The 24,414-nt window shown below is 70.1% G+C and carries 20 protein-coding genes; 4 read left to right on the top strand and 16 right to left on the bottom strand.

Annotated elements, in window-relative coordinates:
- Window positions 1-152: 152 nt before the first annotated feature.
- The 12 genes from Q9R47_RS10000 to Q9R47_RS09945 form a co-directional block, all read right to left on the bottom strand.
- Entirely contained in the window at window positions 153-971 is an 819-nt protein-coding gene (locus Q9R47_RS10000) for a M55 family metallopeptidase (protein ID WP_311233061.1), read from the bottom strand.
- Window positions 972-1,040: 69 nt separating this feature from the next.
- A complete protein-coding gene (locus Q9R47_RS09995; RefSeq protein ID WP_311233060.1) occupies window positions 1,041-2,111 on the bottom strand; it encodes a P1 family peptidase in 1,071 nt (356 codons plus the stop codon).
- Window positions 2,108-3,046, bottom strand: coding sequence for a glutathione ABC transporter permease GsiD (gene gsiD / locus Q9R47_RS09990; protein WP_311233059.1), 939 nt, complete (start codon window positions 3,044-3,046; stop codon window positions 2,108-2,110). Before gsiD ends, Q9R47_RS09995 begins: the two co-directional genes overlap by 4 nt.
- Before the next feature lie 40 nt (window positions 3,047-3,086).
- Window positions 3,087-4,007: a glutathione ABC transporter permease GsiC gene (gsiC, locus tag Q9R47_RS09985; protein WP_311233058.1), complete on the bottom strand. Its 921-nt coding sequence runs from the start codon at window positions 4,005-4,007 to the stop codon at window positions 3,087-3,089.
- A 110-nt stretch (window positions 4,008-4,117) separates the two neighbouring features.
- Window positions 4,118-5,668 carry a glutathione ABC transporter substrate-binding protein GsiB gene (gene gsiB / locus Q9R47_RS09980; RefSeq protein ID WP_311233057.1) on the bottom strand — a complete coding sequence of 517 codons (1,551 nt, stop codon included), beginning with the start codon at window positions 5,666-5,668 and terminating at the stop codon, window positions 4,118-4,120.
- A gap of 56 nt (window positions 5,669-5,724) precedes the next feature.
- Window positions 5,725-7,620, bottom strand: a complete 1,896-nt coding sequence (locus Q9R47_RS09975; RefSeq protein WP_311233056.1) for a dipeptide ABC transporter ATP-binding protein — start codon at window positions 7,618-7,620, stop codon at window positions 5,725-5,727.
- Between the two features lie 58 nt (window positions 7,621-7,678).
- Window positions 7,679-8,671 carry an isoaspartyl peptidase/L-asparaginase gene (locus Q9R47_RS09970; RefSeq protein WP_311233055.1) on the bottom strand — a complete coding sequence of 331 codons (993 nt, stop codon included), beginning with the start codon at window positions 8,669-8,671 and terminating at the stop codon, window positions 7,679-7,681.
- A 99-nt stretch (window positions 8,672-8,770) separates the two neighbouring features.
- Window positions 8,771-9,724, bottom strand: coding sequence for a MurR/RpiR family transcriptional regulator (locus Q9R47_RS09965; RefSeq protein ID WP_311233054.1), 954 nt, complete (start codon window positions 9,722-9,724; stop codon window positions 8,771-8,773).
- A 283-nt stretch (window positions 9,725-10,007) separates the two neighbouring features.
- The gene (locus Q9R47_RS09960; RefSeq protein WP_311233053.1) at window positions 10,008-10,994 is read right to left on the bottom strand and encodes a tripartite tricarboxylate transporter substrate binding protein; all 987 of its coding nucleotides are present in this window, start codon (window positions 10,992-10,994) and stop codon (window positions 10,008-10,010) included.
- A 62-nt stretch (window positions 10,995-11,056) separates the two neighbouring features.
- Window positions 11,057-12,058 (bottom strand): tripartite tricarboxylate transporter substrate binding protein, encoded by a 1,002-nt coding sequence (locus tag Q9R47_RS09955; RefSeq protein ID WP_311233052.1) that lies wholly within the window; start codon window positions 12,056-12,058, stop codon window positions 11,057-11,059.
- A 29-nt stretch (window positions 12,059-12,087) separates the two neighbouring features.
- Window positions 12,088-13,074, bottom strand: coding sequence for a hydroxymethylglutaryl-CoA lyase (locus tag Q9R47_RS09950; RefSeq protein ID WP_311233051.1), 987 nt, complete (start codon window positions 13,072-13,074; stop codon window positions 12,088-12,090).
- Window positions 13,071-14,309, bottom strand: coding sequence for a CoA transferase (locus Q9R47_RS09945; RefSeq protein WP_311233050.1), 1,239 nt, complete (start codon window positions 14,307-14,309; stop codon window positions 13,071-13,073). The genes Q9R47_RS09950 and Q9R47_RS09945 overlap by 4 nt, the downstream gene beginning before the upstream one ends.
- 105 nt (window positions 14,310-14,414) lie before the next feature.
- Between Q9R47_RS09945 and Q9R47_RS09940 the strand changes: the two genes are divergently transcribed.
- The 4 genes from Q9R47_RS09940 (at window position 14,415) to Q9R47_RS09925 (ending at window position 17,884) form a co-directional block, all read left to right on the top strand.
- Window positions 14,415-15,320: a LysR family transcriptional regulator gene (locus tag Q9R47_RS09940; RefSeq protein ID WP_311233049.1), complete on the top strand. Its 906-nt coding sequence runs from the start codon at window positions 14,415-14,417 to the stop codon at window positions 15,318-15,320.
- Window positions 15,317-16,420, top strand: coding sequence for an elongation factor P maturation arginine rhamnosyltransferase EarP (gene earP, locus Q9R47_RS09935; RefSeq protein ID WP_311233048.1), 1,104 nt, complete (start codon window positions 15,317-15,319; stop codon window positions 16,418-16,420). The genes Q9R47_RS09940 and earP overlap by 4 nt, the downstream gene beginning before the upstream one ends.
- Before the next feature lie 172 nt (window positions 16,421-16,592).
- The gene (efp, locus tag Q9R47_RS09930) at window positions 16,593-17,147 is read left to right on the top strand and encodes an elongation factor P (RefSeq protein ID WP_311233047.1); all 555 of its coding nucleotides are present in this window, start codon (window positions 16,593-16,595) and stop codon (window positions 17,145-17,147) included.
- Between the two features lie 197 nt (window positions 17,148-17,344).
- The gene (locus Q9R47_RS09925; protein WP_311233046.1) at window positions 17,345-17,884 is read left to right on the top strand and encodes a hypothetical protein; all 540 of its coding nucleotides are present in this window, start codon (window positions 17,345-17,347) and stop codon (window positions 17,882-17,884) included.
- A 10-nt stretch (window positions 17,885-17,894) separates the two neighbouring features.
- On the opposite strand, the gene Q9R47_RS09920 is transcribed toward Q9R47_RS09925, so the two are convergent.
- The 4 genes from Q9R47_RS09920 to Q9R47_RS09905 form a co-directional block, all read right to left on the bottom strand.
- A complete protein-coding gene (locus tag Q9R47_RS09920) occupies window positions 17,895-19,190 on the bottom strand; it encodes an MFS transporter (protein WP_311233045.1) in 1,296 nt (431 codons plus the stop codon).
- A gap of 146 nt (window positions 19,191-19,336) precedes the next feature.
- Window positions 19,337-20,659 carry an Nramp family divalent metal transporter gene (locus tag Q9R47_RS09915; RefSeq protein WP_311233044.1) on the bottom strand — a complete coding sequence of 441 codons (1,323 nt, stop codon included), beginning with the start codon at window positions 20,657-20,659 and terminating at the stop codon, window positions 19,337-19,339.
- Window positions 20,660-20,766: 107 nt separating this feature from the next.
- Window positions 20,767-22,158 carry a 30S ribosomal protein S12 methylthiotransferase RimO gene (gene rimO, locus Q9R47_RS09910; RefSeq protein ID WP_311233043.1) on the bottom strand — a complete coding sequence of 464 codons (1,392 nt, stop codon included), beginning with the start codon at window positions 22,156-22,158 and terminating at the stop codon, window positions 20,767-20,769.
- A 94-nt stretch (window positions 22,159-22,252) separates the two neighbouring features.
- A complete protein-coding gene (locus Q9R47_RS09905; RefSeq protein ID WP_311233042.1) occupies window positions 22,253-24,331 on the bottom strand; it encodes a TonB-dependent receptor domain-containing protein in 2,079 nt (692 codons plus the stop codon).
- Window positions 24,332-24,414: the final 83 nt, after the last annotated feature.

Genomic DNA, 24,414 nt, shown 5'->3' with positions numbered 1-24,414 from the left:
GCGGCGTCCCCCTGCCCGCCGCGCCATGCACGGCGGGAAAGGGGCTGAGGGCCGCGGCTCCGAGCCTGCCTGCGCAGGCTCGGACGTGCCCGAAGGGCTGCCGCCTCTGGCGGCTGCATGGAAGGCGCGCAGCGCCTCAGGGGGGGTGTTCCCTACCTCAACATGCTGGACATGGCGGACAGGCAGTTCACCATCCGCACCGCCGATTCGGTGTCCGGCGCGGTGAACCGCAGCGCGTCGGGTGCGGTGCGCTCCAGCGTGGGCCACTGGCAGAACAGGTCGGCCAGCGCGACCGACTGCGCCACCAGATCGACGGTGACGGGGCCGTCGATGCAGAACGGCCGGGCGCTGCGCACCTGCGCCATGGCCCGCGTCACACCCTCGCGGATCGCGGCGCAGGCGCGTTCGGGCGAGAGGCTGGTGCCGCTGGTGGCGCCGGTGGCCCGCTTGGTCTGCACGAAGGTCGCGTGCGGGAACAGGTCGCGCGTTTCGGCGATGAAGGCGTCGTCGCCCGAGGCGGCGATGACGGGCGATCCGTAGGCACCGGCCAGCGCGCCGTAGATGCCCGCCTCGCCCAGCTCGCGGCCGTTGAGCGCGATGCGCGCGAACGCGAAGCTGTTGATCGTGTGGGCGAGGATGCCGTGGGCGCGCGAGCGCGCGTGGTAGCCGATGAAGCAGACGCCATCCACGCCCAGCTCCACGCCGGCCACCATGCTCAGGTAGCGCGGCTTGCCCTGGATGGCCTGCGCGCGCGCGTCGAGCAGGTCCGGCGGCATGTTGCGGAAGCCGCCGTGCGAATCGTTCACGAACACTTCGGCGGCGCCGCCTTCGAACGCCCCCGCGATGGCGGCGTTCGCCTCCGCCGCCATCAGGCGCCGGGCACGTTCGTACTCGGGGTTGCCGGCGCGCACCTGTTCGGGGTGGTAGACGCCGGCCACGCCTTCGATGTCGACGGAGATGAGGATTTTCATGGAGGGCTGCACTCGGCGTGGAAAGGGACAGAAGAAAAAGCGGAACGGGCTGGGATGCGGCAGCCGGCGTCAGCAGGCCCGGGCGAGCAGGTCGCGCAGGGCGTGGCGGCGATGGCCGTCCCGGCCGGTGACGGTTTCCGCGTGCCAGAGCGCGTGCAGGATGGCCTGCTCGACGCTGTCCGCCGCCGCCTGGAACAGGCCGTCGAGCAGCGATTCGTGCACCATGGGAACGGCCGGCATGGCCTCCTCCGGCAGGTGCGGCAGGGTGTAGGCGGTGGAGAACGCGATGGCGATATCGCCGCTGCCGTGGCCGTACACCGAGCCCGTGCGCGCGAGGCCCGCGGCGGCGCGGCGGGCGAGGCGGGCGAGCTGGCGCGCGTCCAGCGGCGCGTCGGTGGCCAGCACCATGATGATGGAGCCCTTCTCGGGCCCGGCCGCGGCGGCGCGCGCTTCTGCTTCCGCCTTCAGGGCGTCGGCGAGGCCCGCGCCGATTGCGGCACCGCCCCAGACGAAGTTCGGCAGCAGCCCGTAGTTGGCGAGCACCAGCGCGCCCACGGTGCGGTGGCCGCCGGCGAGCGGCACGCGGCGCGACGCGGTGCCGATGCCGCCCTTGAGCTGGAAGCTCGACATGCCGCGGCCTGCGCCCACGGCACCCTGGGGCACCTGCGCCCCGGCGCCTGCGCAGGCGGCGCGGTAGTGCTCGTCGCCGACGGCCATGCGCTGGATGTCGTTCAGGAAGCCGTCGTTGCATTCCAGCACCAGCGGGTTGACGGTGGGCAGCGCGCGGCCCGTCTCGGGATTCGCGCGCACGCAGTCGCGGATCTGCGCCTGCGCCACGGCGGGCACCGAGAACGTGTTGGTGAGCGCGACCGGCGTCTCCAGCTGGCCCAGTTCCTCCAGCTGCACCAGGCCCACGCTCTTGCCGAAGCCGTTGATGACGGCGGCGCCCGCCGGCACCTTGTGGCGGTACGGGTCGAGCGCGTGCGGATGGATGACGGTCACGCCGGTCTGGACCGGGCCGTCGGCCAGCGTGGCATGGCCGACGGTGACGCCCGCCACGTCGGTGATCGCGTCGAGCGGCCCCGAGTCCAGCAGGCCGATGCGCGGCGGCGCGGCGGCCGCGAGGTCGCGCGCGCTCATGACTGCCGGTCGATCTTGGGGTCCAGCGCGTCGCGCAGGCCGTCGCCCAGCAGGTTGAAGGCCAGCACGGTGAGGAAGATGGCGAGGCTCGGGAACAGCGCGACGTGCGGTGCGTTCACCATGTCGGCACGTGCCTCGTTGAGCATGGCGCCCCACTCCGGCGTCGGCGGCTGCGCGCCCATGCCGAGGAACGACAGGCTCGCTGCCGTGATGATGGACGTGCCCACGCGCATCGTGAAGTACACGACGATGGAGGAGATGGTGCCGGGCAGGATGTGCCGCACGATGATGGTCCAGTCCGATGCGCCGATGCTGCGTGCGGACTCGATGTAGGTCATCTGCTTGAGCACCAGCGTGTTGCCGCGCACCAGCCGCGCGAAGGCCGGCACGCTGAACACCGCCACGGCCACCACCACGTTGGTCATGCTGCTGCCGAGGATGGCCACCACCCCCAGCGCCAGCAGGATGCCGGGGAAGGCGAACAGCACGTCGGAGATGCGCATCACGATGCGGTCCCACCAGCCTTCGTAGTAGCCGGCCAGCAGGCCCAGCGTGGTGCCGATCAGGCAGCCGATCGCCACCGAGAGGAAGCCCGCCGCCAGCGAGATGCGCGCGCCCATCAGGATGCGGCTGAAGATGTCGCGGCCGAGCGGATCGACGCCGAACCAGTGCATGGCCGAGGGGCCGTCGTTGAGGCGGTCGTAGTCGAAGAAGTTCTCGGCGTCGAACGGCACGATCACCGGGGCCAGCACGGCCACGGCGACGAGCAGCACGACGAACACCAGCGCGGCCACCGCGACGTGCTGCTTCTTGAACTTGCGCCAGAACTCGCGCCAGGGGGTGCGCACCGTGGAGGCATTGCCGGCGGCGGGGGCCACCGTGGCCGCCGCCACCTGGGCGGCGTCGGGCGGCGTGGGAATGGAGGGCGTGGTCATACCGTGTCTTCGTCGGTGGAGGGGGTCCGGTCCGTGCGCTTCACTTGTAGCGGATGGTCGGGTTGATGAAGCCGTAGAGCATGTCCACCACCAGATTGATGAGGATGAACTCCAGCGAGAAAAGCAGCACCAGCGTCTGGATGACGGGGTAGTCGCGCATGGTCACGGCATCCACCAGCAGGCGGCCGAGGCCGGGCCAGTTGAAGACGGCTTCGACCACGATCGAGCCGCCCAGCAGGAAGCCGAACTGCAGGCCCATCATGGTGACGACCGGGATGAGCGCGTTGCGCAGGCAGTGCTTGAGCACCACGGTGCGCTCGTTGAGGCCCTTGGCGCGCGCGGTGCGCACGAAGTCCTCCTGCACCACCTCGACGAAGGAGGCGCGGGTGAAGCGCGCCATCACCGCGGCCACCGCGGCACCCAGCGTGATCGAGGGCAGGATGTAGTGCTTCCAGCTGTCGGCGCCCACGGTGGGCAGCCAGCCCAGCTGCACCGAGAACACCTGCATGAGCGTCATGCCGAGCGCGAAGGCGGGAAAGGAGATGCCGGACACCGCGAGCGTCATGCCGAGCCGGTCGGGCCAGCGGTTGCGGTACACGGCCGAGAGGATGCCGATTCCCATGCCGAGCACCACCGACCAGGCCATGGCGGCGATGGTGAGCAGCAGCGTGGGCATGAAGCGCTCGCCGATCTCGGCGGCCACGGGGCGGCGGGTGCGGATGGATGTGCCGAAATCCCCCTGCACCATGCGCGAGAAGAAGTGCACGAACTGCTCGGGCAGGGGCTTGTCGAGGCCCAGCTCCTGGCGGACGATCTGCACGGTGGCCTCGTCGGCGTCCACCCCGGCGGCCAGGCGCGCAGGGTCGCCCGGCAGCATGTGGACGAAGAGGAACACCAGTACCGCCACGATCAGCAGCGTGGGCAGGAGCCCCAGCAGTCGTTTGAGGAAATAGTTCAGCATGGGTGCGGCGCTGCGGTGCGCAGCGAGGGGAAGACGGAAGCGGAACGGGAACGGGAGCGGAAAACGGGAAAAGGGCCCCCGCGGCGTGCGGGGGCCGCAAGCCCGGAGGCTTACTTCAGCGAGATTTCGTCGCTGTTGATGTTGCCGTCGGGCATCACGTACACGCCGGAGAGGCGCTTGGCGTGGGCGTAGAGCACTTCCTCCGTGACCAGCGGGATGCGCGGCAGATCCTTGGCGAGCTGCTCCTGCGCGGTCTTGTAGAGCGCCGCGCGTTCGCCGCCGTCGGTGGTCAGCAGCGCCTTGGCGATGGACTCATCCACCACCGGGTTGCTGTAGAAGGCGTAGTTGGCGAGCTTCGGCGCCCACGATTCGGTCGCGAACAGCGGGCGCAGCGCCCAGTCGGCCTCGCCGGTGGAGGACGACCAGCCGATGTAGTACAGGCGCAGCTTGGAGGTCTTGGGATCGGGCCAGGCGTCCACGGTCTCGGCGCGCTTGCCAGGCTCCAGGGCCTCGACCGACACCTTGATGCCCACCTGCTGCAGCTGCTGCTGCAGGAACTGGATCACCTTCTGGCTGGTGGTGTTGTTGTAGCCGCTCCACAGCGTGGTCTCGAAGCCGTTGGGGAAGCCGGCTTCCTTCAGCAGTTCCTTGGCCTTGGCCACGTTGTAGGGGATCGGCTGCATCTTCACGGCGTATTCCACGCCCTGCGGCACGAAGCCCTGGGCCGGGAAGGCGTAGCCGTTGAAGGCGACCTTGGAGAGCGCCTCCTTGTTGATCGCGTAGCCGATGGCTTCGCGCACCTTCGGGTTGTCGAAGGGCTTCTGCAGCATGTTGAACGTCAGGAAGCGCTGGATGATGGAGGGTGCCGTCACCACTTCCACCTTGTCGCTCTTCTTCAGCGTGGCGATCTGCTCATAGGGCAGCGTGAAGGCGAAGTCGGCCTCGCCGGTCTGCAGCATGGCGGCGCGGGTGTTGTTCTCGGTCACCGGCTTCCAGGTCACCTGGTCGACCTTGGGATAGCCCTTCTTCCAGTAGCCCGCGAACTTCTTGCCGACGATGGCTTCGGTCTGCTTCCACTCGACGAACTCGAACGGGCCCGTGCCCACGGGGTGGAAGGCGATGTCCTTGCTGCCCCACTTGGCGAGCGCGGCGGGAGAGATCATCGCGGCCGAGGCGTGCGCCAGCGCGTTGATGAAGGGGCCGAAGGGCTCCTTGAGCGTGATCCGCAGGGTCTGCGGGTTCACGGCCTCGACCTTGGCCACGCGGTTGAACTGGTTGGCGCGCAGCAGGCGGTTGGCCGGGTCCATCACGCGGTCCAGCGTGGCCTTGGCGGCGGCGGCGTTGAAGTCGGTGCCGTCGTGGAACTTGACGCCGGAGCGCAGCTTGAAGGTGTAGACCAGGCCGTCCCGGGACACTTCGTAGCTCTCCGCCAGCACGTTCTTGACCTTCATGTCCTTGTCGAACGCGAACAGGCCTTCGTAGAAGCTCTTCGTCACGGCCGTGGTGATGGTCGTGTTGGTGTTGTACGGGTCCAGCGTCTCGGGCTGCTGGTAGATGGCCAGCACGGCGTTGCCCGCGGCGAGCGCGGAGCCGGACGCGGCCACGGCCACGAGGGCCAGGAGGCCCGCTGCGATGCGGCGGGAATGCGGGGTTTTCTTCATGGTGGACTCCGGTTGGAAAAGGAACGAAGGCAGGAAGGAAAGGAACGAATGCGGGATCAGTACAGGTTGGCGATGGCGTGGCGCGCCACGAAGTGGCCCGGGCCCACTTCCACCAGCGGCTGCACGGCCGGCTCGTCGCCCACGGCGCGGATCGGGCTGGGGATTTCGCCGCCCAGCAGCGTGCGCTTCAGGTGGCGGCGCGCCGGATCGGCGATCGGCACGGCGGCCATGAGCTTCTTCGTGTAGGCGTGCTGCGGGTTCTCGAAGATCGCGCGGCGCGGGCCGATCTCCACGATCTGGCCGAGGAACATCACCGCCACGCGGTGGCTGATGCGCTCCACCACCGCCATGTCGTGCGAGATGAAGAGGAAGGCCACGCCCAGCTCGCGCTGCAGGTCCAGCATCAGGTTGACGATCTGCGCCTGGATGGAGACGTCGAGCGCCGAGACGGATTCGTCGGCCACCACCACCTTGGGGTTGAGCGCCAGGGCGCGCGCGATCGCGATGCGCTGGCGCTGGCCGCCGGAGAATTCGTGCGGGTAGCGCTGCGCATGCTCGCGCGGCAGGCCCACCTTTTCCATCAGCCAATCGACGCGGGCCTGCGCCTCCTCGCGGGTGCCGATCTTGTGCACCAAGAGCGGCTCCATGATCGAGAAACCCACCGTGAGGCGCGGGTCGAGCGAGGCGAACGGGTCCTGGAAGATGAACTGGATGTCGCGGCGCAGGGCCTGCACTTCGGAGGTGGGCAGGTCCAGGATATTGCGCCCGCCGAACTCGATGGCACCGCTCTGGCTTTCCACCAGGCGCAGCAGCGAGCGGCCGGTGGTGGACTTGCCGCAGCCGGATTCGCCCACCAGGGCGAGCGTCTCGCCGGGATAGAGATCGAAGCTCACGCGCTCCACCGCATGCACGCGGCGCTGCACGCGGTTGAAGAGGCCGGCGCGCAGGTCGAAGCGCGTCACCAGGTCCTTCACGCGCAGGATGGGGTGGGCGCCCGCGGGGCGGGTGTCGGCAGGGGTGGATTCGAGCACCGCCTCCGTGTCGGGTGTGCCATCGGCGCCGATGAGGTCGAAGTGGCGCGGCAGGTCGGTGCCCTGCATGGCGCCCAGCTTGGGCACGGCCGACAGCAGCGCCCGGGTGTAGGCATGCTGCGGCGCGGCGAAGACGCGGTCCGACGGGCCCTCCTCCACCTTGTCGCCGCGGTACATCACCAGCACGCGGTCGGCCACCTCGGCCACCACGCCCATGTCGTGGGTGATGAAGATCACGCCCATGTGCATCTCGTCCTGCAGTTGCCGGATGAGCTGCAGGATCTGCGCCTGGATGGTGACGTCGAGCGCGGTGGTGGGCTCGTCGGCGATCAGCAGCTGCGGCTTGCACGACAGGGCCATGGCGATCATCACGCGCTGGCGCATGCCGCCCGAGAGCTGGTGGGGGAAGCGGTCCAGCACGTTGCGCGCCTCGGGGATGCGCACCAGCTCCAGCATGCGCAGCGCCTCGGCGCGCGCGGCGGCGCGGTCCTTGCCCTGGTGCACGCGGATGGATTCGGCGATCTGCTCGCCCGCGGTGAACACCGGGTTGAGCGAGGTCATCGGCTCCTGGAAGATCATGGCCACGTCGGCGCCGCGCACGTCGCGCATCACGGCGTTGCTGGCACGGGCCACGTCCAGCACCTGGCCGCTGCGGCGGCGCAGCGCCACCGAGCCGCCGATGATCTTGCCGCCGCCGTGCTCCACGAGCCGCATCAGCGCCAGCGAGGTGACGGACTTGCCCGAGCCCGACTCGCCCACGATGGCCAGGGTTTCTCCGCGGTCCACGTGGAAGGAGAGGTGGCGCACGGCGTCCACCGTGCGCTCGGAATTGGCGAAGCGGATGGTGAGGTCATCCACGGCCAGCACGCGCTGCTCGGGCAGGGCGAGGGTCGTGGAGGCGGTCGGGGCGGTGGATTTCATGTCGGGCGAAGGGAAGATCGGTCGTGGAGCGGAGGGCGGGGGCGCGGGCGCCGGGCCCTCAGCGGTAGATGGAGGTCTCGGGCGCTTCGCCCACGCGGGCGAATCCGCGGTACATGCCCTCGGTGTTGAAGGGCAGGCAGACGTTGCCGTGGCGGTCCACGGCGATCAGCCCGCCCGTGCCGCCGAGGGCCGCGAGCGTGCCGTGCACCACGGCGTCCGCCGCGTCGCCGAGCGCCGCGCCGCCGTGGGCCATGCGCGCGCAGAGGTCGTGCGCGGCCGCCACGCGGATGAAGCTCTCGCCGTGGCCGGTGCAGGAGACGGCCGCCGTGCGGTCGTCGGCATAGGTGCCCGCGCCGATCAGCGGGCTGTCGCCCACGCGGCCGGGGCGCTTGTTGGTCATGCCGCCCGTGGAAGTGGCGGCGGCGAGGTGGCCGTGCGCATCCAGCGCCACGGCGCCGACGGTGCCCATCTTGCGGTCCTCGTCGAGGGCGCGGCCCGCCAGCGCAGCGGCGCCGTCGTGGTCCAGCACGGCGCCGCGCTGGCTGGCGCGCGCGGCCTCCAGCTGCGCGCGGCGCGCGTCGGTCGAGAAATGCGACGGCTCCACCATCTCCAGGCCCGCGTCGCGCGCCATGCGCTCGGCACCTTCGCCGGCCATCAGCACGTGCTGGCCGTGCAGCATCACCGCGCGGGCCGCCAGCACCGGATTGCGCACGTGCGCCACGCCCGCCACCGCGCCGGCCGCGAGGTTGGCGCCGTCCATCACCGCCGCGTCCAGCTCGTGCGTGGAATCGGCCGTGAACACCGCGCCGTGGCCGGCGTTGAACAGCGGGCATTCCTCCAGCAGGCGCACGGCCTCGCAGACCGCATCCACCGCGCTGCCGCCCCGCGCCAGCACGGCCTGGCCCGCGCGCAGCACGTCCTGCAGCGCGGCGTGGTAGGCCTGCTCCTGGGCGGGGCTGATGTGGGCGCGGTTCAGCGTGCCCGCGCCGCCGTGGATGGCGATCACGGGCGCGGGGCGAACGGCGGACAGGGAAGCGGCGGAGGCGGTCATTGCGGGCGGTATCGGCAAAAAGCGGCGAAGGGAATGCGTGCGGACGGAAGAACGGAACGAAGCGGAAGAAGGCGGCGCGTGGGCGCGGGTCGGCGGTGCTCAGCGTCCGGCGGCGCGCGCCTCCGCCCGCCGCTGCCCGGCGTCGGCCGAGCGCGGCGCGAGCCGGCTGCGGGCGCTGTCGTGCAGCCACGGCAGCACCGCCTCCGTCATGCGGGCGGCGGTCTTCACCGATTCCCGCGACTGGTGGGCCACCGCACTGGTCAGCGCCTCGATCAGGGCCAGCGCCGACGATTCGGAATTGGCCGCGTACTGGTTTTCGGTGTGGGCGAACAGGCAGCCGTGGGCGAACGGCACGAGCGGCGACTGCGGCCCGTCGGTAAGCGCCAGCACCTGCACGCCGCGCTCGTAGGCGCCCTGCGCCAGCACCACGGTATCTGTGAGGTAGCGCGGATAGCTGATGGCGACGAGCAGGTCGTCCCCGCCCATGCGCGGCAGCATGCGCGCGCCGTAGGACGAGCCGCCCACGCCGGCCAGCAGGTGCACGTTGTCGCAGTACGCGTCGAGGCCGCGCTGCAGCAGGCCGGCCAGCCAGCCGCTCGCGCCGAAGCCCGCCAGGTAGATGCGGCGCGCGCCCAGCAGCGCCTGCACCGCCGCCTCGCAGGCGGCAGGGTCCAGCGCTTCGCGCGTGGCGGCGATGTTGCGCTGGCTCTCTTCCAGCGCGGCGGCGAACACGTCGCGGATGGAGGTGGGCTTTTCCAGCTTGATGCGCATCTTCTCGATGGGCGCCAGCATGGCCTCGAACCCCTTCACCAGTTCGGCCCGCAACATCGGATAGCCCTCGAGGCCGATCGCCCGCGCGAAACGGTTGGCCGTGGCGATGGACACGCCCACCGCCGCCGCGAGTTCGTCGATCGGCATCGTCGCGGCCTGCAGCGGATGTGCCAGCACGTAGTCCGCCATCTGCTGGTGCGAGCGCGTCAGCGTGGGACGCGCGCGGCCGATGCGGATCGCGATCGATACGGTATCGCCGGCAACGTCTGGAAGGTCGGGCATGGAGGAAAGGAAGGACGGCGATCGCAGCACGGAACCCGCAAAAGCGGCATGAGCTCCGGCGACAACGTTTGATAAAAAATTTACAACGGGCGCATGTTAAAGAAAAAATTCAATCATTCAAAGCGTTTTCGATGCTGCACACCCTTGGTGCGGCACGGCATCAAAAAAGCCCCCATGCGGTGCATGGAGGCCCTGAAATGCAGCACGAAGCCGCAATGGGGGAAACCCTTAAAAATGGCGCGATGGAATCGTTGGAAAACGCTTCTCCGGTTCTCCTGTCGCCTCACTCGGCCTGGATGTTCGCCGCCTTGATCACCTGCGCCCAGTTGGCCAGGTCCGACTTCACGCGCGCGCCGAGCTGCTGCGGTGCCTGGTAATCGGCCGTGGCGCCCTGCTCCTGCGCCTTCTGCTGGAAGGCCGGGCTCTGCACCACGGTGCGCACATCGGCCACCAGCTTGTCGACCACGGGTTTGGGCGTGTTCGCGGGCGCGAACAGCGCGAACCACGACGTGGCGTTCACCTGCGGATAGCCCGCCTCGGCCGTGGTGGGCACGTTCGGCAGGCTGGGCAGGCGCTCCTTGCCCGTGACGGCCAGCACGCGCAGCTTGCCGGCCTGGATGTGCGGCATGAAGGGCGGCGCCGTGCCGAAGGTGAGATCCACCTGCCCGCCCAGCAGATCCTGCAGCGCGGGGCCGGTGCCCTTGTAGGGCACGTGCACCATCTTCATGCCGCCCTGCTGCTCCAGCATGGCGCCGGTCACGTGCTGCAGCGAGCCGTTGCCGGACGAGGCGTAATTCAGTTTGCCGGGATTGGCCTTCGCGTAGGCGATGAGCTCGCCCAGCGTCTTCACGGGCAGGCCCTCGCGCACCACGATGATCTGCGGCGCGGAGAGCATGTTCGCCACGGGCTGGAAGTCGCCCATGTCCCAGGTTTTCTGCGCCGTGAGCAGCGGCGAGATCACATGGTAGCCCGAGTACTGCATGAGCAGCGTGTAGCCGTCGGGCTCGGCCCGCTTGACGGCGCCGGCCGCGATGTTGCCGTTGCCGCCGCCCTTGTTGTCCACCACCACCGACTGGCCGAGCACCGGCCCGAGCGCCTGCGCGAGCATGCGCGCCGAGAGATCCGTGGTGCCGCCGGCCGCGGTGGGCACGACGAGGGTCACCGGCTTGGCCGGGTAGGCACCCTGTGCCAGGGCCGCCGCCGGCAGGACCGCGCAGGCCGCGGCCGCCAGGGTGGCCAGCGCGAGCCGGCGGGGGAAGGAAGGTTGCATGTCGTTGTCTCCTGGGTCGTTATGTGTTGCGTTCTCTGCTTGCGCGCCGCGCCGCGCGGCCGTCAGTCCACCGTGGCGCCGGTCTCCTTCACCACGCGCGCCCACTGCGGCAGCTCGGCCTGCACCAGCGCACCGAGCTGGGCGGACGTGCCCTTGAACGGCTCGCAGCCCACGCCGGCGAGCTTGTCCACCACGTCCTTCTGCTCCAGTGCCCGGGCCACTTCGGCCTGCAGGCGCGCGACGATGGGCGCGGGCGTGCCGGCCGGCGCGAACAGCGCATACCAGGGCGACTGGCCGAAGCCCGGCAGCGTCTGGCCTATCGTCGGCACGCCGGGCAGCGCGGCCACCGGGCGGCTGTTGACCACGCCGAGCACCTTGAGCTTGCCGGCCTTGATGAAGGCGATGCAGGACGGCAGGCTCTGCACCGACAGCGGCACCTGCCCGCCGGCCACGTCCGTCGCGGCGGCGGCCGATCCCTTGTAGGGCACGTGCTGCAGCCGGATGCCCGCGGCCTTCTGCAGCATCTCGCCGATCAGGTGGTTGAGCGTGCCGTTGCCCGCCGAGGCGATCGCGTATTCGCCGGGCCTGGCCTTGGCGAGCGCGATCAGGCCCGCGATGTCGTTGGCGGGGAACGACGGATGCGCGACCAGTACGTAGCCCGCCGTGGCCACCGGCGCCACGGGTTCGAAGTCCTTCACCGGATCGAAGCCGGGATTGCGGTAGAGCGCCGGGCCGATGACGTGGGCGCTGTCGGCCGTGAGCAGCAGCGTGTAGCCGTCGTGCTTCGCGCGTGCCGTGGCCGCGGTGGCGAGGGTGCCGCCCGCGCCAGGCCGGTTGTCCACCACCACGCTCTGGCCCATCTGCTCCGACAGGCGCTGCGCCACCACCCGCGCGATCGCGTCGTTCGCGCCGCCGGCGGCCTGCGGCACGATCAGCGTAATCGGCTTGGAGGGATAGCCGTCCTGCGCCCAGGCGAACGGAGCGGGCGCGCAGAGGGCGGCGGCGAGCGCCTGCAGCGCGCGGCGGCGCGGCAGGCGGCCAGAGAGGGAAGGAAGCGTGGGCATGGTGTGTCTCCTATCGTTGTGTTTTTCTGCTATCTCGCCATCGCCCGTTCGCGAATGGCCTCGAAATCCGCCGGCACCGGATGCAGGTCCAGGCGCCGCCCGGCCTTGGCGAGCTGGCCGGGAATGTCGTGGCCGATGAGCGCGGGCAGGCGCCGCGCGGCGGCGAGCAGCGCCGCCAGGTCCACGCCCGTGTCGTAGCCCATGAGCGCCAGCGCGTGAACGACCTCTTCGCTGCAGACGTTGCCCGAGGCACCCGGTGCGTAGGGGCAGCCGCCCAGCCCGCCGAGCGAGGCATCGAAGCGGTCGGCGCCCGCGCCGATCGCGGCGAGCACGTTGGCGAGGCCCATGCCGCGCGTGTTGTGGAAATGCAGGGTGAACACCAGGCCCGGCCAGCGCGCGCGCGCCGCGGCGACGAGCGTCGCCACCTGGGCAGGATGCGCCATGCCCGTCGTGTCGCACAGCGTGATGCCGGCCACGCCCAGGTCCGCGAAGCGCTGCACCCATCCGAACACCTCGGCTTCGGCCACGTCGCCTTCCATCGGGCAGCCGAACACGCACGAGAGCGACACGTTCACCGCCACGCCCGCCCCCTGCGCGGCGGCCACCACCTGCGCGAGCGAGGCGAACGACTGCGCGCGCGTCATGCGCAGGTTGGCGAGGTTGTGCGTTTCGCTGGCGGACATCACCAGGTTCAGCTCGTCGGTGCGCGCCTCGATCGCGCGCTCCGCACCGCGCACGTTCGGCACCAGCGCCGCATACACCACGCCGGGGCGGCGCGCGATCTCGCGCATCACGATCTCGGCGTCGCGCAGCGCGGGAATCGCCGAGGGCGAGACGAAGGCCGTCACTTCGATCTTGGCGAGCCCCGCGTCCGACAGCGCATCCACCAGCGCGATCTTGTCTTCCGTGGGAACGAAGGCCTGCTCCATCTGCAGGCCGTCGCGCGTCCCCACCTCCTGCATGTGGATGCGGCGCCCGGCGCCCTGCCACACGCCGCCAACAGCGTTGCCATTCATTGCACCACCCCCTTCTCGCGCAGCAGCGCGATCTGCGCCTCGCTCAGGCCTGCCTCGCGCAGCACCGCATCGGTGTCGTCGCCCAGCCGCGGGGCGCTGGAGCGGACCGTGCCCGGCGTGGCCGAGAGCTTGGGCACGATGCCCGGCACCTCCACCGTGTAGCCGTCGCGCGTGGTCTGCGGCAGCAGCATCTCGCGGGCGCGGTAGTGCGGATCTTCCGCGATGTCGCGCGCCGTGTAGACCTTGCCGGCAGGCACGCGCGCCGCTGCGAGCGTCTCCATCACCTCGGCCACCGTGCGCCCGGCCGTCCAGGCGCCGATCGCGGCGTCGATCTCCTGCACGCGCGCCACGCGGCCGGCGTTGCTCCCCAGATCGGGCGCCGCGGCCAGGTCCGGCCGGCCGATCGCCTCCATGAGCCGCCGGAAGATGCTGTCGCCGTTGCCGGCCACCAGCACCCAGCCGTCCGTGCACGGGTAGGCGTTGGAAGGGGCGATGCCCGGCAGCGCGCTGCCCGCGGCGTCGCGCACGGCGCCGAACGCGCTGTATTCGGGGATCAGGCTTTCCATCACGTTGAACACCGCCTCGTGCAGCGCCACGTCGATCACCTGCCCCTGGCCGCCGTTCACCTTGCGGTGGTAGAGCGCCGTCAGCACGCCGATCGCGCCGTGCAGCGCCGCCAGCGTGTCGCCGATCGACACGCCCACGCGCACCGGCACGCGGCCGGGCTCGCCCGTCAGGTGGCGCAGCCCGCCCATGGCCTCGCCGATCACGCCGAAGCCCGGCAGGTCGCGGTAGGGGCCCGTCTGGCCGTAGCCCGAGATGCGCAGGATCACCAGGCCCGGATTGAGCGCGTGCAGCGCCTCGGGCGACATGCCCCAGTCCTCCAGCGTGCCGGGGCGGAAGTTCTCGATGAGCACGTCGGCCTCGGCGATCAGACGGCGGGCGATCTCCTGCCCCTCGGGCTGGCGCAGGTCCAGCGCCACCGAGCGCTTGTTGCGCGACTGCACCTGCCACCAGACGGAGGTGCCCTCCTTCAGCATGCGCCAGTTGCGCAACGGATCGCCCGCGCCCGTGGCCTCGATCTTCACCACGTCGGCGCCGAACTCGCCGAGCGTCTTGCCGCAGAACGGGCCCGCGATGAGCTGGCCCATCTCGATCACCCGCACGCCGGCCAGGGCCGCGGGGGTGGCGGGGATGGCGGACGGGGCGTTCGCCCGCGCCGCCGTGGATTCCATGGGGGATGTCTCCTGCATGGCGCGCATCATGCCCAGCCCCGGCGCGGCCGCAAAACGCCCAATCGAGAAGGTGCCATCGCAAAACGGCATGGCAGACTAGCGCCCATGAAACTCGATCCCGTGTCCCTGCGCCTCTTCGTGGCGGTGATGGAGGAGAACGCCATCGCCCGCGCCGCGGCGCGCGAGCACATCGCGGCATCGGCCGCCAGCCGGCGCCTCGCGGAACTGGAGCATGCCCTGGGCGTGGACCTGTTCGCGCGCAGCAACCGCGGCAGCGAGCCCACGGCCGCCGCCTATGCGCTGCTCGACATGGCGCGGGGCGTGCTCAACGACCTGGACGGCATCGCCGCCCAGATGGGCGACTACCGTGCGGGGGTGCGCGGCCAGGTGCGCGTGGTGGCCAACATCTCCGCCATCACCCAGTTCCTGCCGCGCGATCTGCAGCGCTTCATGGCGGCGCACCCCCAGGTGCAGGTGCGGCTGGAAGAGCAGATCAGCAGCGCGATCGCCCGCTCGGTCGCGGAGAACGCGGCCGACATCGGCATCCTGAACCACGGCAACTACGGCGACCGCGTCACGCTGCTGCCCTACCGCGAGGACGAACTCGTGCTGGTGGCGCCCCGGGGCCATGCCCTGGCGCGCCGGCGCAGCGTGCGGCTGGCCGAGGCGCTGCACTGCGACTTCGTGGGCGTGCACCCGGGCAGCGCGATCAACAACCTGCTGACGCGCGCGGCGGCCGAGGCCGGGATGCCGCTGCGGCTGCGCATCCAGGTGACGAGCTACGACGCGCTCTGCCTCATGGTGTCGGCCGGCCTCGGCGTGGGCGTGCTGCCGCGCGGCAGTGCGCGGCTCTACCTCGGCACCCTGCCGCTGCGCACCGTCGCGCTGGCGGAGCCCTGGGCGCGGCGCCGGCTGGCGCTGTGCGTGCGCTCGGGAGACGCGCTCTCCAGCGTGGCGCGGCTGCTGGTGGACCACCTGCGCGAAACCCCCACAGCGGAGGACGCCCCATGACCGCACCGAAACACACCACCGCCCCGTCCGCCTGGGACCTCTTCTGCCGCGTGATCGACAACTTCGGCGACATCGGCGTCTGCTGGCGCCTCGCGGCCCAGCTGGGCGCACGCGGCCACCGCGTGCGGCTGTGGACCGACGACGCCTCCGCGCTCGCCTGGATGGCGCCGCAGGGCGCACCGGGCGTCGAGGTGCTTCCCTGGCCCGCGGGCCCGGTCGCCGCCTCGCCGTGCGACGTGCTCGTCGAGGCCTTCGGCTGCGACGTTCCCGAAGGCTTCCTGGCCGGCCTGCCGCCGCCCGCTGCGGACGGGCAGGCCCGGCAGCCGGTGTGGATCAACCTCGAATACCTGTCGGCCGAGGGCTACGTCGAGCGCAGCCACCGCCTGCCCTCGCCGCTCTTCTCGGGCCCGGGCGCGGGCCGCACGCGCTGGTTCTTCTACCCCGGCTTCACGGAGCGCACCGGCGGCCTGTTGCGCGAGCCCGATCTGCCGGAACGCCAGGCGGCGTTCGACCGGGCGGGCTGGCGCGAGCGCCACGGCATCGCGCCGGGAGCCTTCGCCGTCTCGCTCTTCTGCTACGAGCCCGCCGGGCTGCCCGCACTGCTGGGCCGGCTCGCCGAACGCGGCGACGCGCACCTGCTCGCCACGCCGGGGCGCGCCACCGCGGCCGTGCGTTCGGCACTGCAAGGCGGTCCTGCCGTTCCTGTGCCGGTCTTTCCGATCACCTTCCTCGAACCCTGCCCCCAGACGGCGTTCGACGAGATGCTGCTCGCCTGCGACCTGAACGCCGTGCGCGGCGAGGATTCGCTGGTGCGCGCGCTCTGGGCGGGCCAACCCTTCGTCTGGCACATCTACCCGCAGGACGACGGCGCCCACCACGCCAAGCTCGACGCATTCCTCGACTGGCTGCAGGCCCCGGCGTCGCTGCGGCGCTTCCACCACGCCTGGAACGGCATCGACCCCACCGATGCCGCCGTGCCGCCCCTGCACCCTTCCACCCTGGCGGACTGGCGCGGCTGCGTGCAGGCGGCGCGCTCGCGGCTGCTCGCCCAGGACGACCTCGTGACGCAACTGCTCGGGTTCGTACGGGAAAAAAGCTAAAATCCGGGGTTTTGCGCCTTCATGGGCCGGCACGCTTGGCAAAAGCGTGCGGCCGGCGCATCCCCCGCCGCGGAACATGCCCGGCGCCCTCGTCGCATCCGCCGCGCCTCGCTGCCCGGCTTGGGCAGGGCGCTCCGGTGCGTTGAGCGGCCCCAACCCAGGCAAATCTGCTATGAAAATCGCTCAAGAAATCCGCGCCGGCAACGTGATCATGCACGGCAAGGACCCGATGGTCGTCCTGAAGACCGAATACGCCCGCGGCGGCCGCGGCGCCGCCACCGTGCGCATGAAGCTCAAGAGCCTGATCGGCAACTTCGGCACCGAAAACGTCTACAAGGCCGACGACAAGATCGACAACGTCATCCTCGACAAGAAGGAATGCACGTACTCGTACTTCGCCGACCCGATGTACGTCTGCATGGACACCGAATACAACCAGTACGAAGTCGAAGCCGAGAACATGGGCGACGCACTGAACTACCTGGAAGACGGCATGTCCCTCGAAGTGGTGTTCTACGACGGCAAGGCCATCTCCGTCGAACTGCCCACCAGCGTCGAGCGTGAAATCACCTGGACGGAACCCGCCGTCAAGGGCGACACGTCCGGCAAGGTGCTCAAGCCCGCCAAGATCGCCACCGGCTTCGAAGTGCCCGTGCCGCTGTTCGTCAGCCAGGGCGACAAGATCGAAATCGACACGCGCACGGGCGAATACCGCAAGCGCGTCTGAGCGGCATGCCGCCTGCCGGGCGGCGAGTGCTCACGCACATCCAGGGAAAGGGCACGGGCCGCAGGGCCGGTGCCCTTTTTTTCGCCCGCCTACACCGGGCCATTCAGCGCTCTTCAGAACAATTCAGCGATCCTTCAGCGCGCGGCTCCGCATACCACCCAAAAATGGACATGGAGATGTCTCCAGGGAGAACACACATGACCATGCCAACCCTCCAACCTTCGGCTTTGCGCGTTCCGCACGCGTTCCGTCGGCACGCTGCCACCCCTCTGCTTGCAGCGATCGCCCTCGCTGCAGGCATATACACGGCCGAGGCCCAGGCCGAGCCGTGCCGTGCGATCGCATCCGTGCAGCAGAGCGGGGTCTCGGCCAACAACAATGCCGCGGGAGGCCACCTCAACCAGCACGTCTTCGGCGCCACGCCGCCCGCCGGCACGAGCCAGGCCACCAAGACCCTCTTCTCCAGCGTGGAGGAATACAAGGGCTTCTGGAACAACTACCTCGACCCGAAGAAATACACGGGCACCGCGGTCAACTGCCCTGGCAACACCGCCCGGCAGAAGGTGACCGTCTACAGCGTGCTCAAAAAAGACAAGATCGGCGGCTTCAACTGCACGGCAGCGAACGCCCAGGGCCAGTGCACCACCAAGACGGCTTCGCAGTTCTCGAACATTCAGCTCGATTTCCAGGTGGTCGGCAGCCAGTGGATCCTTCTCACGGCCTATCCGACCAACTGACCACGGGGGGTTACCGCCGCCCGGCAGCCCGGCGGTACAGCCGCAGCGTGGCCAGCAGCCCGCACACCGCCGCCGCCGTCATCCACCAGCCCGGCGCGGCCTTGTCGCCCGACCATTCGATCAGGCCCGTGGCCACGGCCGGCGTGAAGCCGCCGAACACCGCCGTGGCCAGGCTGTAGGCCAGCGAGAAGCCCACCGTGCGCACGTCCACAGGCATCACTTCCGTGAGCGCGACGACCATCGCGCCGTTGTAGCTTGCGTAGAGGAACGACAGCCACAGCTCGACCTCCAGCATGCGCACGAAGTCCGGCGCGGCCACCAGCCACTTCAGGGCCGGGTACGCGGTGAGGATGGTCAGCACCGTGAAGGCCACCAGCAGCGGCTTGCGGCCCACGCGGTCGGAGAGCGCGCCCATCACCGGCAGCCAGAAGAAGTTGGACAGCGCCACGCACAGCGTCACGACCAGCGCATCGGTGGTGCTCAGGTGCAGCACGCTCTTGCCGAAGGTGGGCGTGTAGACGGTGATGAGGTAGAACGACACGGTGGTCATCGCCACCATCATCATCCCCGCGATCACCAGTCCCCAGTTGGAGACGATGGAGCGGAAGATCTCGCGCGTGGACGGGCGGTGCTTGCGCGCCTTGAACTCTTCCGTCTCCTGCAGCGAGCGGCGGATGATGAACAGCACCGGCACGATAAGGCAGCCCACGAAGAACGGCACGCGCCAGTAGAAGTCGGCGATCTCCTGCGGCACGAAGGTCACGTTGAGCCAGTAGCCCAGCGCCGCCGCGACGATGATCGCCACCTGCTGGCTGGCCGACTGCCAGCTCACGTAGAAGCCCTTGCGGCCCGGCGTCGCCATCTCGGCGAGGTACACCGACACCCCGCCCAGCTCCACGCCGGCCGAGAAGCCCTGCAGCAGCCGGCCGACCAGCACCAGCAGCGGCGCCGCGAGGCCGATGGTCGCGTAGCCTGGCACGCAGGCGATGAGCAGCGTGCCCAGCGCCATCAGCGCGAGCGTGACGATCAGGCCCTGGCGGCGGCCGACACGGTCGACGTATGCCCCCAGGAAGACGGCGCCCAGGGGGCGCATCAGGAAGCCCGCGCCGAACGTCATGAACGTCAGCATGAGCGAGGCGAACTCGTCGCCCGCGGGGAAGAACGCCTTGGAGATCTGCGTGGCGTAGAAGCCGAACAGGAAGAAGTCGAACATCTCCATGAAGTTGCCGCCCGTCACGCGCAGGACGGTGCCCACTTTGGATGGCGCGGGCGCGGCAGGGGCGGCTTCGCTGGTGGAAGCGGCCATGGAGGATCGGGGGGAAGAGGTCATGGGGAAACAGGAGTGCGGGCAGACGATGTGCGCACGTCCATGAGTGGAAACCCCGGCATTAGAGCTCAACCGTTCGCAAAATCCTTCCGTGGAATTGCGTATGCCGCGGCGCCGACAAGGCTTCAGCCCGCCAGCACCGCCCCCACCAGCCAGACGTTCGCCACCGAGATCACCGCGAACAGCGCCCAGGCCAGCCACCGCACCGCGCGCCCGTTCGCGAACCCTCCCATCAGCGAGCGGTCGCTCGTGAAGCGGATCAGCGGCCACATCGCGAACGGCAGTTGGAAGCTCAGCACCACCTGGCTCAGCACCAGCATCTTGCCGACGCCGTCGTCGCCCAGCCACCACACGCCCACCAGCGCCGGCACCAGCGCCAGCACGCGAGTGATGAGGCGGCGCTGCCAGCAGGGAATCTTGAGTTGGAGAAACCCTTCCATCACGATCTGCCCGGCGATCGTGCCCGTGAAGGTGGAACTCTGGCCCGACGCGAGCAGCGCGATGCCGAACAGCGTGGCCGCCAGCGCGCTGCCCACCAGCGGCTCGATCAGGCGGTAGGCGTCCGCGATGTCGGCGACGTCGTGGCGGCCATGGTCGTGGAAAGCGCTCGCGGCCAGCACCATGATGGCGGCGTTCACCAGCAGGGCCAGCGACAGCGAAATCACCGCGTCCAGCGTGCAGAAGCGGATCGCCTCGCGGCGTCCGGCGTCGCTGTCCTCCACCAGCCGGGTCTGCACCACGGACGAATGCAGGTAGAGGTTGTGCGGCATCACCGTGGCGCCCACGATGCCGATGGCCAGGTACAGCGCCCCGGGCTGCTGCAGGCGCTCCAGGCTGGGCGCGAAGCCGATCGCCACCTCGGACCAGAGCGGCCGGGCGAAGGCCAGCTCCACCGCGAAGCAGGCCGCGATCGTGCCCACCAGCCCCAGCACGATCGCCTCCACCCGCCGGAAGCCCGCGCCCTGCAGGCCCAGCACCAGCAGCGTATCGAACGCGGTGATGCCGATGCCCACGGGAATCGACACCCCGAGCAGCAGGTGCAGCGCCAGCGCACCGCCCAGCACCTCGGCCAGGTCGCAGGCGATGATCGCCAGCTCGGCGCCCGCCCACAGGAACCGGTTGGCCGCGGGCCCGTAGCGTTCCCGGCACAGCTGCGCCAGGTCCTTCTGCGCCACCAGCCCGAGCCGCACGCACAGCGTCTGCAGCAGCATCGCCGCCAGGCTGGCGAGCAGCACGACGAACAGCAGCCCGTAGCCGAACCGCGAGCCTGCCTCGATGTCGGTCGCCCAGTTGCCCGGGTCCATGTAGCCCACGGATACCAGCAGCCCGGGGCCCGCGTACCGCAGCAGCTTCTTGTGGAACGGCAGGCCGGGATCGATGCGGACGGAGCCCTTCACCTCCGAAGGGCAGAACGGAGCGGTGGCGGTGCGCGGCAGCGGGAAGAACATGCTGCGATCTTATGCAGGCGGCATGCGGGCGTGCAGCAAAAGTTGCTATCTCTTGGATAGCGGATCAGCCGCCCTGGCGGCCGAACACCAGACCCCCAGGAGGAAGCCTAGATAGGTTTTGCGACCAGGTCGTGGCCCTGCACGCCCACGATCTGCGCGCGCGTGAACTCGCCCACCTTCAGCTGCTTGCTGATCTTCTCGGGCGGCAGCAGGTGCACCACGCCGTCGATCTCGGGCGCATCGGCATAGCTGCGGCCCGTGCCGCCCTTGCGGCCCAGCGCCGGCGCATGGTCCACCAGCACCTGCATGGTCGCGCCCACGCGGCGCCGCAGGCGCTCGATGGACACCTCCTCGGCCACGGCCATGAAGCGCGCGCGGCGCTCCTCGCGCACTTCCATCGGCAGCATGCCGGGCAGCTCGTTGGCCACGGCGCCGTTCACGTCGCTGTAGGCGAAGCAGCCCGCGCGGTCGATCTGCGCCTCGCGCAGGAAGTCGAGCAGGTGCTGGAACTCCTCTTCCGTCTCGCCCGGGAAGCCGGCGATGAAGGTGCTGCGCACCACCAGCTCGGGGCAGGCCTCGCGCCAGCGCTGGATGCGCTCGAGGTTGCGCTCGCCGCTGGCCGGCCGCTTCATGCGCTTGAGCACGTCGGGGTGGCTGTGCTGGAACGGCACGTCCAGGTAGGGCAGGATCTTGCCCGTGGCCATGAACGGAATCACCTCGTCCACGCTCGGGTACGGGTACACGTAGTGCAGGCGCACCCAGGCGCCGTAGGGCTCGGCGATCTCGCCCAGCGTCTGCACCAGCTCCAGCATGCGCGTCTTCACGGGCTTGCCGTCCCAGAAGCCGGTGCGGTACTTCACGTCCACGCCGTAGGCCGACGTGTCCTGGCTGATCACCAGCAGTTCCTTCACACCGCCTTCGAAGAGCGCCTTCGCCTCGCTCAGCACGTCGCCCACGGGGCGCGAGACCAGGTCGCCGCGCATCGACGGAATGATGCAGAAGGTGCAGCGGTGGTTGCAGCCCTCGCTGATCTTGAGGTACGCATAGTGCTTGGGCGTGAGCTTGATGCCCGCCACGCCGAAATTGCCGGGCACGAGGTCGATGAACGGGTCGTGCGGCTTGGGCAAGTTCTGGTGGACGGCGTCCATCACCTCCTGCGTGGCGTGCGGGCCGGTGACGGCCAGCACGCTCGGATGCATCTCGCGCACCAGGTTGCCGCCGCCCTCGCCCGCGCGCGCGCCCAGGCAGCCGGTGACGATCACCTTGCCGTTCTCGGCCAGCGCCTCGCCGATGGTGTCGAGGCTTTCCTTCACCGCGTCGTCGATGAAGCCGCAGGTGTTGACGATGACGAGGTCGGCGCCCTCGAAGGTCTTGGAAGTCTGGTAGCCCTCGGCGCTCAGCTGCGTGAGGATCAGTTCGGAATCCGTGAGGGCCTTCGGGCAGCCGAGGCTCACGAACCCGACTTTGGGTGTTTTCGTGGGGGAGAGAACGTCGCTCATCCCCGTATTGTCCCAGTTCCGGGCGCGGGGCGCCGAGCGTGGCTTCCACCGCGGTGAAATGCGGGGAGCGTGGAGCTCCCGATCATCGGCGTCCTTAAAACGCGTAGCGCGCGCTGATCCGAACGCTGCGCGGCTCCATCGGATGGATGTGGCGGCCGTTCACGCCGCCGTTGCAGCCCCCGCCGGCGACCTCTCCGGCGGTGCACGACGCATAGTAGTACTCGATGTCGTTGCCTTTGCTTCCCGCCAGATTGAACACATCGAGCCCCAGGGTCAGCTGCCGGTCCACCGCGTAGCGCGTTCCCCAGTTCAGCAGCGTGGTGGAGCGGGAGCGCACGCTGTTGCGCGTGTCCAGCGCGCGCGGGCCGAGGTAGCGCAACCGCAGCGACGCCGTCCAGGGGCCTTCGATGTAGGTGATACCGGCGGCGAGCACGCGCTCCACCGCGTTGTCGACGTCATTGCCCTCGCCTTCGGGCGCGGCGCCGCGGAAGCGGGCGCGCGACAGGGCGCCGTCGAGCTCCAGGCGCCAAGCCGCGCTGGCCCGCCATCGCAGGGTGGCCTCCACGCCGTGCCGGGTGCTGGCCCTGCCGGGCTCCGTCGTGCCGGCGTCCCCCGTGTAGACCAGCTCGGAGTCGAGGCCGAGCCTCCACCATGCGAGCGTCGCCGTCAGGTCCTCGCCCGGCTGGAAGCGCCACCCGACCTCGGCGCCACGGCCTTTCACCAGCACCGGGACGCGGTCGGCCGGATCGCCGGTCTTCGGGTCGATGGCGATGGTGGCGCCGCGCACGTCGTTGCTGTGGAAGCCGACGCCCGCGTTGAGGTACAGCTCGTGGGACGCCGCCGGCGTGAAGGCCATCCCGAACTTCGGGCTGACGGTGGCGTCGTTCCCGCGCCCCCCATTGAGGGCCCCGTACCGCGGTTCGCGGCCGTGCACGCCGTAGCGCAGCGCGTCGCCGCGCACCCCCGCATAGCCGCGCCACCGGTCACTGAAGTGGACGAGCTGCTGGGCATACACCGAGAACAGGTCCTGCGAGACCCTGTCGTCGCGCACCGTGCCCGTCCGCCGGCGGGCCTCGGTGTCGTACAGGCCCACCTGGCCGATACGGTCTCCGCGCCACTGCGCCCCGAAGCTCAGCGCGCCGTCGAAACCGGCGACCGTGTTGCCTGCGGTGTGCGCGCCGTGCACGCCATAGATCCGGCGCCGGTCGGTCTGCTCGAACTGGTCGCCGCCCGCAGGGTTGGCAAGGAAGTAGGTGAAGTCCGAGAAGAGGTCGAAGCGGTAGTCGATGGCATAGGCGCCGAGCCGGGTGTCGCCCCCCGGCCCCCTGTCGAACCACTGGCCCGACAGGCTGAGGCGCTGCGTCTTTCCGCCGTCGGTGGGGTTCATGCTGCCGAAGCGGCCGATCTGGCCGCTGTCCACGGCCCGCTCGGGCACCTGGTCCGTCGAGGTCCAACTGCTTTTGTGGGCCATCGCGGTGATGCTGAGGCCTCGGGCGGGCGACCCCTGCGAATAGCGCAGGACGGCATTCACTTTCCGGAGATTTTCGGGCACGTCCCAGGGGCCGTCGTTGCCTTCGATCTCGATGGCGCCTAGCCATGTCCGATCGGCGACCGTCCGCGAGCCGGCCGCCAGCAGCCGCCTGAAGTCGTGCGAGCCCCGGGTGACCTCCACGAAGGGTGCCTCCAGCACGCCGAGGTAGTCGAGCGAGGCGCTGCCCGCCAGCGAGAAGTCGCCGGTCTGCGCGAAGTACGGCCCCTTGCGGTAGCGCACGCCCGAGACCAGCTCCGGGATCAGGAAATGGAGGTCGGCGTAGCCCTGCCCATGGCCGTGCGTGGGCATGTTCACCGGCATGCCGTCCACCGCCACCGCGAAATCGGTGCCGTGGTCGAGGTTGAAGCCGCGAAGGAAGTACTGGTTGGCCTTCCCGTCGCCCGAGTGCTGCGTGGCGACCACGCCCGGCACCGCCTCGACGATGTCGCCGGGGCGCAGCCTGGGACGCGTCTGGTAGGAGGCGCGCTCCACGGCGCCTTCGCTCGCACTGTCCGCGGAGCCGATCGCCGAATCCCGGGGGCCGGTGACCTGGATCTCGGGCAGGTGCGAGGTCTGGGCATGGGCGGCCGCGCCTCCGAGGAGCGCGGAACAGAGCAGACGGCGGGGAAAACGGGCTGGCATGGGGGCGGGCGGCGATGTATGAAAAAATACTGATTCTTCACACATTTTTCCGCAGTGCCATACGCCGTTCGGCGCAGGAGCGG

The sequence above is a fragment of the Acidovorax sp. PRC11 genome (assembly GCF_031844105.1).
GTDB lineage: Bacteria > Pseudomonadota > Gammaproteobacteria > Burkholderiales > Burkholderiaceae_C > Paracidovorax.
The sequence above is the reverse complement of the archived record's forward strand: the minus strand, read 5'-3'. Positions and strand labels throughout refer to the sequence as shown.

Coding starts and splice junctions, on each gene's coding strand:
- Q9R47_RS10000 (WP_311233061.1), bottom strand. CDS start 971: ATGAAAATCCTCATCTCCGTCGACATCGAAGGCGTGGCCGGCGTCTAC.
- Q9R47_RS09995 (WP_311233060.1), bottom strand. CDS start 2,111: ATGAGCGCGCGCGACCTCGCGGCCGCCGCGCCGCCGCGCATCGGCCTG.
- gsiD (WP_311233059.1), bottom strand. CDS start 3,046: ATGACCACGCCCTCCATTCCCACGCCGCCCGACGCCGCCCAGGTGGCG.
- gsiC (WP_311233058.1), bottom strand. CDS start 4,007: ATGCTGAACTATTTCCTCAAACGACTGCTGGGGCTCCTGCCCACGCTG.
- gsiB (WP_311233057.1), bottom strand. CDS start 5,668: ATGAAGAAAACCCCGCATTCCCGCCGCATCGCAGCGGGCCTCCTGGCC.
- Q9R47_RS09975 (WP_311233056.1), bottom strand. CDS start 7,620: ATGAAATCCACCGCCCCGACCGCCTCCACGACCCTCGCCCTGCCCGAG.
- Q9R47_RS09970 (WP_311233055.1), bottom strand. CDS start 8,671: ATGACCGCCTCCGCCGCTTCCCTGTCCGCCGTTCGCCCCGCGCCCGTG.
- Q9R47_RS09965 (WP_311233054.1), bottom strand. CDS start 9,724: ATGCCCGACCTTCCAGACGTTGCCGGCGATACCGTATCGATCGCGATC.
- Q9R47_RS09960 (WP_311233053.1), bottom strand. CDS start 10,994: ATGCAACCTTCCTTCCCCCGCCGGCTCGCGCTGGCCACCCTGGCGGCC.
- Q9R47_RS09955 (WP_311233052.1), bottom strand. CDS start 12,058: ATGCCCACGCTTCCTTCCCTCTCTGGCCGCCTGCCGCGCCGCCGCGCG.
- Q9R47_RS09950 (WP_311233051.1), bottom strand. CDS start 13,074: ATGAATGGCAACGCTGTTGGCGGCGTGTGGCAGGGCGCCGGGCGCCGC.
- Q9R47_RS09945 (WP_311233050.1), bottom strand. CDS start 14,309: ATGGAATCCACGGCGGCGCGGGCGAACGCCCCGTCCGCCATCCCCGCC.
- Q9R47_RS09940 (WP_311233049.1), top strand. CDS start 14,415: ATGAAACTCGATCCCGTGTCCCTGCGCCTCTTCGTGGCGGTGATGGAG.
- earP (WP_311233048.1), top strand. CDS start 15,317: ATGACCGCACCGAAACACACCACCGCCCCGTCCGCCTGGGACCTCTTC.
- efp (WP_311233047.1), top strand. CDS start 16,593: ATGAAAATCGCTCAAGAAATCCGCGCCGGCAACGTGATCATGCACGGC.
- Q9R47_RS09925 (WP_311233046.1), top strand. CDS start 17,345: ATGACCATGCCAACCCTCCAACCTTCGGCTTTGCGCGTTCCGCACGCG.
- Q9R47_RS09920 (WP_311233045.1), bottom strand. CDS start 19,190: ATGGCCGCTTCCACCAGCGAAGCCGCCCCTGCCGCGCCCGCGCCATCC.
- Q9R47_RS09915 (WP_311233044.1), bottom strand. CDS start 20,659: ATGTTCTTCCCGCTGCCGCGCACCGCCACCGCTCCGTTCTGCCCTTCG.
- rimO (WP_311233043.1), bottom strand. CDS start 22,158: ATGAGCGACGTTCTCTCCCCCACGAAAACACCCAAAGTCGGGTTCGTG.
- Q9R47_RS09905 (WP_311233042.1), bottom strand. CDS start 24,331: ATGCCAGCCCGTTTTCCCCGCCGTCTGCTCTGTTCCGCGCTCCTCGGA.